At 66.3% G+C, this 14,842-nt stretch carries 12 protein-coding genes; 6 read left to right on the top strand and 6 right to left on the bottom strand.

Features of this window, described 5'->3' with window-relative positions; genetic code table 11:
- The 6 genes from ftsH to xdhA all read right to left on the bottom strand — a co-directional run.
- The coding region (gene ftsH / locus GPT34_RS17060; protein ID WP_291015064.1) for an ATP-dependent zinc metalloprotease FtsH at nt 1–1,717 on the bottom strand (1,717 nt) is incomplete at its 3' end.
- A gap of 477 nt (nt 1,718–2,194) precedes the next feature.
- The gene (locus GPT34_RS17055; protein WP_291015062.1) at nt 2,195–2,767 is read right to left on the bottom strand and encodes an aspartate carbamoyltransferase; all 573 of its coding nucleotides are present in this window, start codon (nt 2,765–2,767) and stop codon (nt 2,195–2,197) included.
- Nucleotides 2,768–2,841: 74 nt separating this feature from the next.
- Nucleotides 2,842–3,177 carry a flagellar basal body protein gene (locus GPT34_RS17050; RefSeq protein WP_291015060.1) on the bottom strand — a complete coding sequence of 112 codons (336 nt, stop codon included), beginning with the start codon at nt 3,175–3,177 and terminating at the stop codon, nt 2,842–2,844.
- A gap of 97 nt (nt 3,178–3,274) precedes the next feature.
- Complete coding sequence (locus tag GPT34_RS17045; protein WP_291015058.1) at nt 3,275–4,156, bottom strand: transglutaminase family protein; 882 nt, start codon at nt 4,154–4,156, stop codon at nt 3,275–3,277.
- 41 nt (nt 4,157–4,197) lie between these two features.
- The gene (gene xdhB, locus GPT34_RS17040; RefSeq protein WP_291015056.1) at nt 4,198–6,498 is read right to left on the bottom strand and encodes a xanthine dehydrogenase molybdopterin binding subunit; all 2,301 of its coding nucleotides are present in this window, start codon (nt 6,496–6,498) and stop codon (nt 4,198–4,200) included.
- Nucleotides 6,495–8,033, bottom strand: coding sequence for a xanthine dehydrogenase small subunit (xdhA, locus tag GPT34_RS17035; protein ID WP_291015053.1), 1,539 nt, complete (start codon nt 8,031–8,033; stop codon nt 6,495–6,497). The genes xdhB and xdhA overlap by 4 nt, the downstream gene beginning before the upstream one ends.
- 106 nt (nt 8,034–8,139) lie before the next feature.
- Between xdhA and GPT34_RS17030 the strand changes: the two genes are divergently transcribed.
- From GPT34_RS17030 to GPT34_RS17005, 6 genes are all read left to right on the top strand, one after another.
- Complete coding sequence (locus tag GPT34_RS17030) at nt 8,140–9,096, top strand: LysR family transcriptional regulator (protein ID WP_291015051.1); 957 nt, start codon at nt 8,140–8,142, stop codon at nt 9,094–9,096.
- A gap of 37 nt (nt 9,097–9,133) precedes the next feature.
- On the top strand, nt 9,134–10,669 hold the full coding sequence (locus GPT34_RS17025) for an ABC transporter ATP-binding protein (protein WP_291015048.1): 1,536 nt from the start codon (nt 9,134–9,136) through the stop codon (nt 10,667–10,669).
- Nucleotides 10,656–11,714: an ABC transporter permease gene (locus GPT34_RS17020; RefSeq protein WP_291015046.1), complete on the top strand. Its 1,059-nt coding sequence runs from the start codon at nt 10,656–10,658 to the stop codon at nt 11,712–11,714. Before GPT34_RS17025 ends, GPT34_RS17020 begins: the two co-directional genes overlap by 14 nt.
- A gap of 3 nt (nt 11,715–11,717) precedes the next feature.
- On the top strand, nt 11,718–12,638 hold the full coding sequence (locus GPT34_RS17015) for an ABC transporter permease (RefSeq protein ID WP_291015044.1): 921 nt from the start codon (nt 11,718–11,720) through the stop codon (nt 12,636–12,638).
- 117 nt (nt 12,639–12,755) lie between these two features.
- Nucleotides 12,756–13,907 carry a BMP family ABC transporter substrate-binding protein gene (locus tag GPT34_RS17010; protein WP_291015042.1) on the top strand — a complete coding sequence of 384 codons (1,152 nt, stop codon included), beginning with the start codon at nt 12,756–12,758 and terminating at the stop codon, nt 13,905–13,907.
- A gap of 128 nt (nt 13,908–14,035) precedes the next feature.
- Nucleotides 14,036–14,842, top strand: an 807-nt coding sequence (locus GPT34_RS17005; RefSeq protein ID WP_291015039.1) for an aromatic ring-hydroxylating dioxygenase subunit alpha, incomplete at its 3' end; no start/stop codon positions are given.

Genomic DNA, 14,842 nt, shown 5'->3' with positions numbered 1-14,842 from the left:
GCAGGAGTTCGGTGGCCCGCTCGAACGCCTGCATCACGATGTTTCGCACCGCCTCGTCGATGCGTTGCTGGGTGTCCGGCCCGGTTTGCCAGCCGCTCTGCACCAGGCCGGGCACATCGAGGAAAGGCTGGCGCTGGGATTCGTGCGACACGTAGCCGATTGACTCGACCATGCCGTAGCGCGCAGCCATGTCGTGGGCGATGTTGGTGGCCTTGGCCAGGTCGTCTGCGGCGCCGGTGGACAGCTGGTCGAACACCAGCCGCTCGGCCGCCCGGCCACCCATCAGCACGGTGACCTTGTTTTCCAGCTCCTGCTGAGACAGGAGAAACCGGTCTTCGGTCGGACGCTGGATGGTGTAGCCCAGCGCGCCGATGCCACGCGGGATGATCGAGACCTTGTGCACGGTGTCGGTGCCCGGCAGCGCCATCGCCACCAGCGCATGGCCCATCTCGTGGAAGGCCACCACCTCGCGCTCGTGCGGATTGAGCACCCGGTTCTTTTTCTCCAGGCCGGCCACGATGCGCTCGACAGCGGTGGTGAAGTCCTGCAGCGACACGTCCTGCGCGCCGCGACGCGTGGCGGCGAGCGCCGCCTCGTTGCACAGGTTGGCAAGGTCTGCACCCGAGAAACCGGTGGTGAGCTGGGCCACCTGCTCCAGCGACAGCTGGGGCGCAAGCCGGATCTTGCGGCTGTGCACTTTCAGAATCTGCACCCGGCCCGCTTTGTCAGGTCGGTCGACCAGCACCTGGCGGTCGAAGCGGCCAGCGCGCAGCAGGGCCGCGTCCAGCACCTCGGGCCGGTTGGTGGCAGCCAGCAGCACCAGGCCCGAGGAGCTGTCAAAGCCGTCCAGCTCGGCCAGCAACTGGTTCAGCGTCTGCTCGCGCTCGTCGTGGCCACCAATCGGAGACGCCGCGCCGCGCGCGCGGCCCAGCGCATCGAGTTCGTCGATGAAGATGATGGCCGGTGCCCGGGTGCGCGCCTGTTCGAACAGGTCGCGCACGCGAGCTGCGCCCACGCCCACGAACATCTCGACAAACTCGCTGCCCGATATGCTGAAGAACGGCACACCCGCCTCGCCAGCCACGGCCTTGGCCAGCAGGGTCTTGCCCGTGCCCGGTGGACCTACCAGCAGCACGCCCCGCGGCAGTCGCGCACCGAGCCGGCCGGACCCCTTCGGGTCCTTCAGAAAGCTCACGATTTCCTGCAGCTCGGCCTTGGCTTCGTCCACGCCGGCCACATCGGCGAAGGTCACGCCGGTGTCCTTCTCCACATAGACCTTGGCGTGGCTCTTGCCGATGCTCATGAAGCCGCCGGCACCCTGCCGGTCCATGAAGCGGCGGATCAGGAACAGCCACACGCCCACGAACACCAGACCCGGCACGATCCAAGACAGCAGGTCGCGCAGCAGGGTGCTTTCCACCACCCGCCGGTAGGGCACGTCGTATTGGGACAGGTGTTCGGCCAGATCGCCCTCGACCCGGTTGGCCACGATGGTGGTCTTGCCGTCGGATTCGGGCGACTTGAGCTTGCCGGTGAGTGTGGTCTCGCCGACGATCACCTCTGCCACCCGGCCGTCGGCCAGCGCCTTCTCGAACGCGCTGTAGGGCACTGCTTCCACGGTGCGCGCGGTCTGCCAGGCGGACTGTATCCATGTCAGGGCCAGCAGCGCCAGCAACCAGTAGCCCACGTTCCACTGCAGTTTTTGTTGGGGTTGCATGTGATCTCCTCTCTTCTCGTTGGTCAGGCTTATCGCCGTCCCGTCCGCTGTGCCCGTCAGGGAAGGCGGTCGCCCGCGACCCGCTCACTGTATCCCGGTCGTCTGGCGTAAGACCCGCCAGCTTCAGGCGGCAACAGTCAAGCCACTTCGCCCGACAAGGACACGCGCATGCCATCGCCAGCCAGTTGTGCGTCGTCTGGCCGCACGAGAGGTCCGAGCAGCATCGTGATGCGCTCGTCCTACACGAAACCGGGTCATTTCTTCACCTCGCGCTGGCGCGAGGCGACGGGCGGCCAGTTGTCGGGCGTCACGAGACTGCCGCACCAAAGACATGGGCGGTGCAGTTCCGAATGGCATGCTTGGGTCGGACGCTGAATATTGTCAGTCACCGAATTCAGCCAGCAGGTGATCCCTGCATGGCCCCGCAGGAAAGCAGGAAGCCCGTGGGCAGGATTCGCCCGCCAGTGACATGGCCCTTCAGCGCTTGCCCATGTCCTCATGATGCGAATGTCCGCCTCGGGCATCTGTCCCATGATCCACCAGTTGGGCGTTGAACCATTGGTGCAGGGCTGCGACCAGATTCGTTTCGGTGGTGGTGTAGCTCAGCTCGGCGCCAGCGGGGATGTCTTGGTAGGCAATCGTGAGTTGGCCCGGCTGCGCGGCTTTGAGTTGTGCCAGGCCGGGCATGTTTGCCCCGTGGATGTGGCTGGGACCGGAGAAGTCGCCTTTCATAAACTGCTCGCGAATCTCGCGCAGATGCTGGCGCACCAGGGTCACCTGCTGGGCATCGCCCGCGTTGCGGGCCACCACTTGCTGCACGCCACCGCTGGCGCTTGGGGTGAACACATGCTCGGTGGCGGCCAGGCTGAAGGGCATGACCTGGCTGCCGCGCGCCGACACTACGGCACGGCGATCGGCGCTGGCCATGGCCTGCATGTGAGCCGTGTGGTCCATGGCGGTGTGACCTGTGCCGGCGTGGTCGGCCATGCGGCTCTGCGTGCAGCCGGTAAGCAACGCGGTTGCGAGGGCGAGTGCGGTGAGCGCTTTCATGGTGTCTTCCGGATCGGGATCAATACCCATGCTATCGCCAGGCATCGTCTGCCTGTTGATTCAGCTCGGCGGGCTCAGGCCTTGGTGTCGAGCAGGGCGCCCAGCATGTCGTCTTGGGTCCGCACGGTTTTCAGATTGGCGGCGAAGCTGTAAAGGCTCATGCGCTGGCCCACCAGGTCTTCGGCGAGCTGGGAGCCAGATTCTGAGCCGCTCGCCGGCTCTCTGCGCACGGCGGTATTCACGCCGCCCGTGCCTGGCTGCTCGGTCTGCACCACGGTCTGCCGCTGGAAGCCGGAAGTGGCCACATTGGCAATGTTGTGCGCGTGGGTGTCCATGCGCTGCTGGGCGGCTCGCAGGCCACTCAGGCCCGTGGCGGTGGCCGAAACACTGGACGCGGGGGAGATGGGCATGGCGACAGGTTGGCGATCTGCCAAAAACAATGGGGAGTGTCTGGCTTATCGGCCAACGCTCCGACAACTAAAGCCCTGCGGAAGCTCGCACGCGTGATCAGCTGTGCAGCGAGGGCCCGCTGTCGGTGGACAGGGCCTCGGTGCAGTGGTTTGGCAGCTCGAAGCCGCGCGCCGCGTCTTCCACCGCCCAGGTGCGGATGATGGGGGCCTGCGTCTGCACGTTGCCGAAAATGGTGGCGAAGGCCACGTCGGCGGCGTCGCGTCCGGTGCCGAAGCGCACAAAAGCCATGGGGATGGCGGTGCCCGATGGGTCGAAGATGTACCAGCGGTCACCCAGGTAGGCCTCGACATAGGCGTGATAGTCGGGCGGGCCGAGCGCGGGGTCGGCGCCGTAGTCGGTGCCGGTGGCAAAGCGCGCGGGGATGTTGCAGGCCCGGCACAGCGCGATCATCAAATGGGCAAAGTCGCGGCACACGCCGACCCGCTCGATCAGCGAGTCCACCGCCGAGGTGTTGCCGTTGGTGGTGTTGGAGGTGAAAGCAACCTGGCGGGTGACCCAGTCGCGGATCGCGAGCACACGGTAGTAGCCCTGGGGCAGGTTGCCGAACTCGTTGTACGCCAGGCGAAGCAGGCGGTCGGACTGGCAGTAGCGGCTGGGGTAGATGTAGCCCATGGTCTCTGGCGGCAAGCGGTGCACCGGTACCTCGGGGATGTTGGCCGGGTTGGCGCGGTAGTGGTTGATGTCCACCGTGGCCGAATAGCGCAGCTGTAGGGGGCCACCGAGCGCATGCAGCCGCAGATAGCGGTTGCCGCTGGCCGCATCGGTGTGCACCCGCGCGTCAACTGGCTGGCTGATGAACAGCCGTTCTTCGGAGACGCGCTGCTGAGCGGTGTGGGCGGCGTGGATGTTGAACATGAAGTCGGCCCCCTGGGGGTCGACCACATAGTCCAGCTCAATGTTCAATTCAATGCGGATCATCTGCCCATTGGATACCCTTTTCGCCGGGCATGCCGCGGGCCCTAGTCGAAGGCGCGCAACACTTCTTCCGCAGTTCCCGGTGCATTCATGCCTTTCGGCTGGCCGCCCGCCTGCGCGACCGCATCGCGCAGGGCTTCAAACACGCTGATGGCGAGCATGAACGGGGGCTCGCCCACGGCCTTGCTGCCGTGCACGTTGTCCTCCCGGTTGGCTTCGGGCCAGAGATCGACCTTGAGATGCGCCGGGATGTCGCCGGTGGCGGGGATCTTGTAGGTGCTGGGGGCGTGGGTGGTCAGCTTGCCTTTCTCGTTCCAGACCAGTTGCTCGTTGGTGAGCCAGCCCATGCCTTGCACAAAGCCGCCCTCGATCTGGCCGATGTCCAGGGCCGGGTTGATGCTGTGGCCCACGTCGTGCAGGATGTCCACCTTGAGCACACGGCTCTCGCCAGTGAGCGTGTCGATGGCGACCTCGCTCACAGCAGCGCCGTAGGCGAAATAGTAGAACGGACGGCCGGTGAGCGTGGCCTTGTCGTAGTGGATCTTGGGCGTGCGGTAAAAGCCATCGCTCCAGAGCTGGATGCGGTTGGCGTAGGCCGCGGCTACCACGTCTTCAAACGTCCGCGTGGACTTGTCCGTGATCACCTGGCCGGCCTCGAATTGCACCGATCCGGCGCCCACGCCGTCGAGCCCGGCGACGAAGGCGGCGAGGTTGTCGCGCACGTGGCGCGCGGCAAATTGCGCGGCCCGGCCGTTGAGGTCGGTGCCGGCGGAGGCGGCGGTGGCGCTGGCGTTGGGCACCTTGCTGGTGTCGGCCGCAGTGGACAGCACACGATCAAACGGAACGCCCAGCTCGTCGGCCACGATCTGCGCCACCTTGGTGTTCAGGCCCTGGCCCATTTCGGTGCCACCATGGTTCACCTGCACGCTGCCATCGGTGTACACGTGCACCAGCGCACCTCCCTGGTTGAACAGCGTGGCGGTGAAGCTGATGCCGAACTTCACCGGTGTGAGTGCCAGACCTTTTTTGATCACGGGGCTGTTCGCGTTCCAGGCCGCGATCTGCTCGCGGCGTTCGCGGTAGCCGCTGGTGAGCGCCAGCTGGCTGATGAGGGGCTCCAGGATGTTGTCTTCCACCTTCATCTGGTAGTGGGTGACGTTTCTCTCCTGAATGCCATACAGGTTGCGCAACCGCACATCGAGCGGCTCCATGCCGAGCGTGCGTGCGATGTCGCTCAGGATGCGCTCGATCACGATCACGCCCTGCGGGCCGCCGAAGCCGCGGAAGGCGGTGTGGCTTTGGGTGTTGGTGCGGCAGCGGTAGGAGCTGATGGCCACGTCTTCCAGGAAGTAGGCGTTGTCGGCGTGGAAGATGGCGCGGTCGGCCACCGGGCCGGACAGGTCGGCGCTGAAACCGCAGTTGGCCAGCATCTCCAGATCGAGTCCGCACAGCAGGCCGGTGTCGTCAAAGCCCACGCGGTAGTGGTAGGCAAACGGATGCCGCTTGCCGGTGATCATGAAGTCGTCATCGCGGTCCAGCCGCAGCTTGACGGGGCAGCGCAGCTTGTTGGCGGCCACGGCGGCCCAGACCGCGAGGTGGCCGGCCTGGGTTTCCTTGCCGCCAAAGCCGCCGCCCATGCGGCGGCATTCGACCGTGACCGCGTGGTTCGACAGCCCCAAGGCGTGCGACACCCAGTGCTGCACCTCGCCAGGATGCTGTGTGCTGGTGTAGACCCACCACTGGTTTTGCTCCAGCGGCAGCACGTAGGCAATCTGGCCTTCGAGGTAGAAGTGCTCCTGTCCTCCGACTTCAAAGCGGCCTTCGAGCTGGTGAGGAGCGCGCCGCAGCGCGGCCTGGGCATCGCCTCGCTTCACATGCACCGCTGGCAATACGTAGTGCTCCAGCGCGTGGGCCTCGTGCACGCTGAGCACGGCGTCGAGCGGCTCGATGTCGAGCTTCACCAGGCGCGCGGCGCGGCGCGCGGTCATCACATCGTCGGCCACCACCAGCGCGATCACCTGGCCGACGAACTGCACCGTGTCCAGCGCAAAAACGGGTTCATCGAGGGCAAACGCGGCCAGCGTGGTGTCGCCCGGGATGTCGCCGGCGTCGATCACGGCGCGCACGCCAGGCACAGCCAGAGCAGCGGACACGTCCACACCGCGCAGGATGCCGTGGGCAGCGTGCGAGCAGACCGGCGCGGCGTGCAGCGTGCCGCGCACCTCGGGGATGTCGTCGATGTAGGTGGCGGCACCCTCGACCTGGGCACGGGCGCTTTCGTGTGCATGCGACACGCCAGCCGCGCGGGTGGCGCCAGTGAACGCATTGAGTTCGGGTGCGTTCATGCCAGCGCCTCCAGGGTGGCCGGACTTTCCAGGTTGATGCAGGTGCGGCCCTGACTTTCCAGCCAGAAACGTTGCAGCAGGTTGCCCAGCACGGTCTGGCGGTAGTGGGCGCTGGCGCGCATGTCGGAAATGGGCTGGAACTCGGCGCGCAGGGTGGCCATGGCCGCCATCACCGTGTCGGCCGTCCAGGGCTGGCCGAGCAGTGCCGCTTCGGTCTGCCTCGCCCGCACCGGCGTGGCCGCCACTCCACCGGCGCCGATGGACACGGCCTTCACCAGGCCGTTCTTGCACGTCATCTGGATCGCCAGACACACGGCCGAGATGTCGTCGTCGAACCGCTTGCTGATCTTGTAGACCTTCATGGCTTCATCCACCACCGGCCGCGGCACCTTGATCCAGGCCAACAACTCGTCTGCCTTCATCACGTTGGTGCGGTAGCCGGTGTACAGGTCTTCCAGCCGCAGCTCGCGGTGAGCCACCTGCTGGCGCTTGGCGTCCCAGCGCATCAGCACCACGCTGGCGCCCAGGGCGATCAGCAAGGGCATGGAGTCGCCTATGGGTGAGCCGTTGGCCACATTGCCGCCCAGCGTGCCCGAGTTGCGCACCGGCAGGCCGGCAAAACGCTTGGCAAACGGCTGCAGCTGCGGGCGCTCTTTCACCAGGGCGGTGTAGGCCTGCTCAAGGGTCACGGCGGCGCCGATGGCGATGTGGTGCGGGTAGGTTTCCACGCGCTTGAGCTCGCGGGTGGCGGTCACATCCAGCACCTGGCCGAACTGGCGGTGCTGCTTGGTGACCCAGAGCCCCACATCGGTGCATCCGGCGACCACCTGGGCGTGAGGGTGGCGGGCTCTGGCCTGCAGCAATGCTTCCAAGGTGCGGGGGCGCAAGTAAGCCGCACCCTCAGCCTGGCGCGGAGCGATGGACTTGAGCGCAGCCAGCGTGGAGGCCTCGTTCACCGCGCAGCCGGCGGGCAGCGGCAGGCTGCCCATGGCGACCGCGGCGTCGAGGATGGGCCGGTACCCGGTGCAGCGGCACAGGTTGCCCGACAGATCGGCCTGGGCCTGGGCGCGGGTGACGCCTTGGCCGCCTCCCGTGTTTTGGTACAGCGCAAACAGGCTCATCACGAAGCCCGGCGTGCAGAAGCCGCATTGGCTGCCATGGCACTGCACCATGGCTTCCTGAGCGGGATGCAGGCCAGAGGACAGCGCTGGTATCGCCTTGTTCATGGAAGAAGCGGCGGCGCCGAGCGTGGGCGCCACGATTCCGGAGATGTCTTCCGCCGTCCATAGCACCATGCCATCCACCGAGTGCGCCAGCCGGATGCAGCTGTTGATGGCCTGGTAGCGCAGCTGACCGCCGGTGGGCTCGCCAATCACCACGGTGCAAGCGCCGCAATCGCCTTCGCCGCAGCCTTCCTTGGCTGCGGTCAGTTGCAGGTCTTCGCGCAGCACCTGCAGCAAGGTGCGGTCGGCCGGCACACTGTGCACCGTCACCGGCTCGCCGCGGCGGACGAATCTCAGGGTTTGTACGGACATCTTGGGTTTCATGCGCCTCAGCATAGCGCGAGGCCTCTGGCACAACATATGCTCGTGCATATGGCCAGAATGTCTGGAACCCCAACAACCAATAATGTCGACTGGTATGAAATACGTGTCCATGTTCGACAAGATTGATCTGCACCTGATCCGGGTATTGCACACGGTGCTCACCGAGCGCAGCGTGTCGCGCGCGGCGCTGCGCCTGGGCATGTACCAGCCGGCGGTGAGCAGCTCGCTCAAGCGGCTGAGAGAGCTGGCGGGCGATCCGTTGCTGGTGCGCTCGGGTGCTGGCATGGTGCCCACGGTGGCCGGCCTGCGCATGATCGAGCCGGCGGCGCACATCCTGCGCTCGGCCGAGATGCTGTTCTCAGACGCTCGCAGCTTCGACCCGGCCACCGCCAGCCACACCTTCAGCCTGGCCGCCAGCGACTACATGGACCCGCAGTTCCTGCCCCAGCTGGTGACCCAGCTCAAGGCGCATGCACCAGGCTGCCCGATCGACATCCACCCGCTGTCTGCCGACGCCGACTACCGGCATCAACTCGCTCAGGGCCAGGTGGACGTGGTGATCGGCAACTGGCCCAAGCCGCCCGATGACTTGCACCTGGGCCGGCTGTTCGGTGACGAGGTGGTGTGCCTGGTGTCCACCCAGCACCCGGCGGTCAAGCGCGGCTGGGATGCCGAGGCCTGGCTGGCGGCCGACCACATCGCGCCCATGCCCACCCACCCCGGTGCGCGCGGCGTGATCGACGACCACCTGGCCAGCCTGGGGCTGCTGCGCAAGATCGCCGCGCGCTGCCCGCACTTTGGCCTGATTCCGGCCATGGTCGCTGGCAGCCTGCTGGTGCTCACCACCGGGCGCCAGTATTGCGAACGGTTTGTGGACACGCTGCCGGTGCAGATCCTGCCGAGCCCAATCGTTTTTCCCCGCATGATGTACTACCAGCTCTGGCACGAGCGTACCCACGCCTCGGTTGCCGGGCGCTGGCTGCGCGACCAGATCAAGACCGTCGCCAGCTCGCTGCGCCGCATCGAGCACGATGTGGCCAACGCGGTCTGAGTCCTTTCGTCCACGCCCTCCACCCCAGAAAGCCCACGTGACCACCGCCCGACTGCAGCTCACCGGTATCACCAAGCGCTACCCCGGCGTGGTGGCCAACCAGGACGTTTCGCTCAAGGTCTTGCCGGGTGAGATCCACGCTGTGCTGGGCGAAAACGGCGCTGGCAAGTCCACGCTGATGAAGGTCATCTACGGCTCGGTCAAGCCCGACGAGGGCGCGGTGATGTTCAACGGCCACCCGGTGCACGTGCGCAACCCGCAAGAGGCGCGCACGCTGGGCATCAGCATGGTGTTCCAGCACTTCAGCCTCTTCGAGACCCTGACGGTGGCGGAGAATGTGTGGCTGGGGCTTGACAAGTCGCTCACCCTGCCCGAAGTCAGCGCCAGCATCACCGCCAAGGCCGCCGAGTACGGGCTGGACATCGACCCGGCGCGGCCAGTGCACACCCTGTCGGTCGGTGAGATGCAGCGGGTGGAGATCATCCGCGCGCTGCTGACCAGCCCGCAGTTGCTGATCCTGGATGAGCCCACCTCGGTGCTCACGCCGCAGGCGGTGGAGAAGCTGTTTGTGGTGCTCAAGAAGCTGGCGTCCGAGGGCTGCAGCATCCTCTACATCAGCCACAAGCTCAACGAGATCCGCGAGCTGTGCACCGCCTGCACCGTGCTGCGCGGCGGCAAGGTGACCGGTGTGTGTGACCCGCGCGAAGAGAGTAACGCGTCGCTCTCGCGCCTGATGATCGGCGCCGAGCCGCCCGCGCTCACCGTGCGTGAGCAGCGCCTGGGCGATACCGTGCTCTCCGTGACCGGGCTGACGCTCGCCAGCGCCGAACCCTTTGGCACCGACCTGTCGGATATCGCGCTGCGGGTGCGCTCGGGTGAGGTGGTGGGCATCGCCGGGGTCTCGGGCAACGGCCAGGGCGAACTGCTTCAATCGCTGTCGGGCGAAGACATGCGCGCGCCCCTGGGGAGCATCCAGGTGAGCGGGCAGGACGCTTCTCGCCTCTCGCCCGGACGGCGGCGGGCCATGGGCCTGCATTTTGTGCCCGAGGAGCGGCTGGGCCGCGGCGCGGTGCCCACGCTCTCCCTGGCGCACAACCTGCTGCTCACGCGCCGCGACTCGCTCGGTACTGGCGGCTGGATCCGGGTGGGCGCGCTCAAGGCACAGGCGGCCGACATCATCCGCCGCTACAACGTCAAGGCCAATGGTCCGACGGCCGCGGCCAAGTCGCTCTCGGGCGGCAACCTGCAGAAATTCATCGTCGGGCGCGAGATCGAGGCCAAACCCACGCTGCTGATCGTGAGCCAGCCCACCTGGGGCGTGGACGTGGGCGCCTCGGCCCAGATCCGCGGCGAAATCCTGGCGTTGCGCGACGCCGGTTGCGCGGTGCTGGTGGTGAGCGAAGAGCTCGACGAGCTGTTTGAAATCTGCGACCGGCTGCATGTGATTGCCCGCGGCCGGCTCTCGCCGAGCGTGGACCGCGCAGCGGCCAGCATCGAGCAGGTGGGCGAATGGATGTCAGGCCTGTGGGACCAGCGGGCCAGCGCGCAGGAGGACAGCCATGCTGCGGCTTGAAGCCCGACCCCAGCCCTCGGCGCGCTGGGGTTATGCCTCGCCGCTGCTGGCGCTGGCGATCACGGTGGTGATCGGCGTCCTGTTGTTCGTGTTGCTCGGCAAGGACCCGGTGCGTGGCCTGCAGATTTTTTTCTGGGAACCGATCAAGAGCCCGTACGCCTTGTCCGAACTCATGGTCAAGGCCACGCCGCTGCTCATCATCGCGCTGGGGCTGGCGGTGTGTTTCCGCTCCAACGTGTGGAACATCGGCGCCGAAGGCCAGTACCTGATCGGCGCCATTTTTGCCTCGGGCGTGGCACTCACCGCGGGCCCGTCCACGAGCGGCTGGATCGTGGTGCCGGTATTGCTGGCTGGCGTGCTCGGCGGCATGCTCTGGGGCGGCGTCACTGCGCTGCTGCGCGACCGCTTCAACGCCAACGAAATCCTGGTCAGCCTGATGCTGGTGTACGTGGCGATCCAGGTGCTCAATTACCTGGTCTACGGCCCCTGGAAAGACCCGCAGGGCTTCAACTTCCCGCAGACCAAGACCTTCGAGGCAGCGGCTCAGATCCCGCGGCTGATGCAGGGCTCCCGGGTCAACATCGGACTGTTGCTGGCTTTGCTGGGCGTGGGCCTGGTCTGGGTGTTTCTGTTTCGCACCTACTCAGGCTTTGCCCAGCAGGTGGGTGGTCTGGCGCCGGCGGCGGCGCGCTACGCTGGCTTTTCTTCGCGCAAGGCGCTTTGGGTGGCGCTGCTGACGTCGGGCGGTGCCGCCGGTCTGGCGGGCGCGCTGGAGGTGGCCGGGCCGATCGGCCAGCTCACACCCCATGTGCCGGTGGGTTATGGCTTCGCGGCCATCATCGTAGCGTTTGTGGGCCGCCTGCATCCGGTGGGCATCGTGTTCTCGGCCATCCTGATGAGCATGTTCTACATCGGCGGTGAGCTGGCGCAGTCGCGCCTGGGCCTGCCCAGGTCCATAACCGGCGTGTTCCAGGGCCTGCTGCTGTTCGCGCTGCTGGCCTGCGACACCTTGATTGCCTACCGCATTGTTTGGAAGAGAAGTTAGGACATGGAACCGATTGCCCTGCTCATCGCCGCCTCGCTCAACGCCGGCACCGTGCTGGCCATTGCCGCGCTCGGTTTGCTGATCAACGAAAAGGCCGGCATCGTGAACCTGGGGGCCGAGGGCATGATGCTGTGCTCGGCCCTGGCGGGTTTCGCGGCGGTGGTGCACACCGGCAGCGGACTGGCCGGCTTTGTCGCCGGCATGGCGGCCGGCTCCATCCTTGCGGCCGTGTTCGGCGTGCTGGTGATCTGGCTCAACACCAACCAGTACGCCACCGGACTGGCGCTGTCGCTGTTCGGGGGTGGGCTTTCCGCCTTTGCCGGCGCGCGTTATGTGAAAGCTTCGCTGCCCGAGCAGCCCAGTTTTGCCATTCCGGTCCTGTCGGACATTCCGTTTCTGGGCTCGGCCTTCTTTCGTCACCACCCCATGGTCTACGTGTGCATCTTTTTGGTGCTTGGCCTGATCTGGTTCCTGTACCGCACCCGCGCCGGCCTGGTGCTGCGCAGCGTGGGAGAAAGCCCGGAGTCGGCCCACGCCCTGGGTTATCCGGTACGCCGCATCCGCCTGCTGGCGGTGGTGGCCGGCGGCGCGCTGTGTGGCTTGTCGGGCGCTTATGTGTCCACCGTCTACACACCGCTGTGGGTGGAGGGCATGATCGCTGGCAAGGGCTGGATCGCGCTGGCACTCACCACCTTCGCCACCTGGCGACCGGCACGGGTCTTGCTGGGTGCTTACCTGTTCGGTGGCGTGACCATGCTGCAGTTCCATCTGCAGGCCATCGGCGTCAACGTGGCCAGCCAGTTTCTGACCATGATGCCGTACCTGGCGACCATCGTCGTGCTGGTTCTGATTTCGCGCAACCCGACCTGGATCCGCGTCAACATGCCCAGCTCGATCGGGAAACCGTTCTACCCGGGCTCCTAGAGGCAGGCCTCTGCCGCCAAGGTCGAGTGCCCAACCAGCGCCGAAATGGTGCGTTTTGCCGCCGATAATGTCGTCCTGATTTCTTTTGGCTTTTTTTCACTCAACCCCGAGGTTCCCATGACCGACCTGAGAAAGCGTTCCCTGATCAAAGCCGCTGCAGCCAGCGCGCTGGCCGGCAGCCTGCTGATGGCCTGCGGCAAGAAAGAAGAAGCGGCTCCGGCGCCTGCGCCAGCCCCCGCCGCTGCCGAAGCGCCCAAGCCCGAGCCGATCAAGGCCGCCTGGGTATATGTCGGCCCGGTCGGCAATGCCGGCTGGTCGTTCGCCCACGACCTCGGCCGCAAGGCGGTTGAGGAGAAGTTTGGCGCCGAGGTGGTGACCACCTTCGTGGAAAGCGTGCCCGAAGGTGCTGACGCCGAGCGCGTGATCCGCGACCTGGCCCAGCAGGGCAACCAGATCATCTTCGCGACTTCGTTCGGCTTCATGGAGCCCATGCTCAAAGTGGCCGCCGACTTCCCGAACGTGAAGTTCGAGCACGCCACCGGCTACAAGACCGCGCCGAACATGCGCATCTACGACGCCAGCTTCTACCAGGACACCTACCTGGCGGGCGTGATCGCCGGCACGGTGAGCAAGAGCAGCACCTTGGGCTATGTGGGCTCGTTCCCCATCCCTGAGGTGTTGCGCAACCTGAATGCTTTTACCCTGGGCGCCCAGAGCGTGAACCCGAAGATCAAGGTCAAGACGGTCTGGGTCAACACCTGGTTCGATCCACCGAAAGAGACCGAGGCCGCACAAAGCCTGATCAACCAGGGCGCTGACGTGCTGTTGCAGAACACCGACTCCACCGCGGTGCTGGAAACTGCTGAGCGCAATGGCAAGTTCGCCTTCGGCTGGGACAGCGACATGAGCGCCTTCGCGCCGAACGCACACCTGGCCTCGGCCGTCGTGTACTGGGGCCCGTACTACATCCAGGCGATCGAAGAACTCAAAGCCGGCACCTGGGCGTCCAAGCGCACCGTCTGGGGCGTCAAGGAAGGCCTCAACGACCTGATCAAGGTGTCGGACAAAGTGCCGGCCGAGACCGTTGCCAAACTGGATGAGATCAAGGCCGGCATGAAGGCAGGTACTTTTGAGGTGTTCAACGGCCCCATCATGGACAACACCGGCAAGGAAGTGCTGGCTGCTGGCGCCGTGGGCGACCAGGACTGGCGCGACAAGGTGAACTTCTTTGTCAAGGGCATCGAAGGCAAGGTGCCCGCCGGCAACTGAGGCCAACTGCACCCGCCCGGTCCTCCGGGCTTCGGGCTCACAGGGCCGCATCCGCCAGCCGGATGTCGGCACGGCCACCCCGCTGGCGCGATGCGCTGGCCGGGTGGCTTTTTTCATAGGAGATACGCATGACGGACAAGCCCCTCGCAACCGAACAAGGCTGGTGGTGGCCTGTGGCGCTGGATACCGATCTGGGCGCCGAACCCCTGGCGGTGCAGCTGATGGGCCAGGCGCTGGTGCTGTGGCGCGATGGTCAGGGTACCCCGGTGCTGATGACCGACCGCTGCCCGCACCGAGGTGCCCAGCTCTCGCTCGGACAGGTGCACGACGGCGTGTTGCAGTGCCCTTACCACGGCTGGCGCTTCAACGCCGAAGGTCGCTGCGTCGGCATTCCCGCGCAGCCCAGCTTCGTGCCACCCGCGACTCACACCGCTTGCCGCCACGGCGCGCGCAGCGAGCACGGCCTGATCTGGGCCAGCCTGGGCGACGCGGTGCACCAGCTGCCAGCGCTGGATGGCCTGCCTTCGCGTCGACTGATCTATGGCCCCTTTGACGTTCACACCAGCGCGCCGCGCGCGGTAGAGAACTTCCTCGACACCGCGCACTTCGCCTACGTGCACCGCGGCTGGCTGGGCGAGGCGTCCCACCCCGAGGTGCCGCCCTACGACGTCACGACCACCGCCGACGGCCGGCCGATGATCGAACAGTACAAAGCCTGGCAGCCGCGCGCCAGTGCCAGCTCGCCTGGCGGCGACTGGGTGGACTACCGCTACGAGGTGCTTAGCCCTTACAGTGCGCTGCTGACCAAGCGTGCCGAGGGCGGTGGACCTCAGGACAGCTACGTGGCCTGGGCCTGCCCCACCACCGAGGAGAGCTGTCGGCTCTGGTTTGCGCAGTACACCAGCGACGACCAGTCATCCGACGATGAGCTGCGC

Origin of the sequence: Hydrogenophaga sp., assembly GCF_011390835.1 — a bacterium.
Taxonomy (GTDB): Bacteria; Pseudomonadota; Gammaproteobacteria; order Burkholderiales; family Burkholderiaceae_C; genus Hydrogenophaga.
Note: the sequence above shows the minus strand (reverse complement) of the source record. Positions and strands in the feature narration are given on the sequence as shown.

Coding starts and splice junctions, on each gene's coding strand:
- GPT34_RS17010 (WP_291015042.1), top strand. CDS start 12,756: ATGACCGACCTGAGAAAGCGTTCCCTGATCAAAGCCGCTGCAGCCAGC.
- GPT34_RS17055 (WP_291015062.1), bottom strand. CDS start 2,767: ATGAAAGCGCTCACCGCACTCGCCCTCGCAACCGCGTTGCTTACCGGC.
- xdhB (WP_291015056.1), bottom strand. CDS start 6,498: ATGAACGCACCCGAACTCAATGCGTTCACTGGCGCCACCCGCGCGGCT.
- GPT34_RS17030 (WP_291015051.1), top strand. CDS start 8,140: ATGAAATACGTGTCCATGTTCGACAAGATTGATCTGCACCTGATCCGG.
- GPT34_RS17045 (WP_291015058.1), bottom strand. CDS start 4,156: ATGATCCGCATTGAATTGAACATTGAGCTGGACTATGTGGTCGACCCC.
- GPT34_RS17020 (WP_291015046.1), top strand. CDS start 10,656: ATGCTGCGGCTTGAAGCCCGACCCCAGCCCTCGGCGCGCTGGGGTTAT.
- GPT34_RS17015 (WP_291015044.1), top strand. CDS start 11,718: ATGGAACCGATTGCCCTGCTCATCGCCGCCTCGCTCAACGCCGGCACC.
- xdhA (WP_291015053.1), bottom strand. CDS start 8,033: ATGTCCGTACAAACCCTGAGATTCGTCCGCCGCGGCGAGCCGGTGACG.
- GPT34_RS17050 (WP_291015060.1), bottom strand. CDS start 3,177: ATGCCCATCTCCCCCGCGTCCAGTGTTTCGGCCACCGCCACGGGCCTG.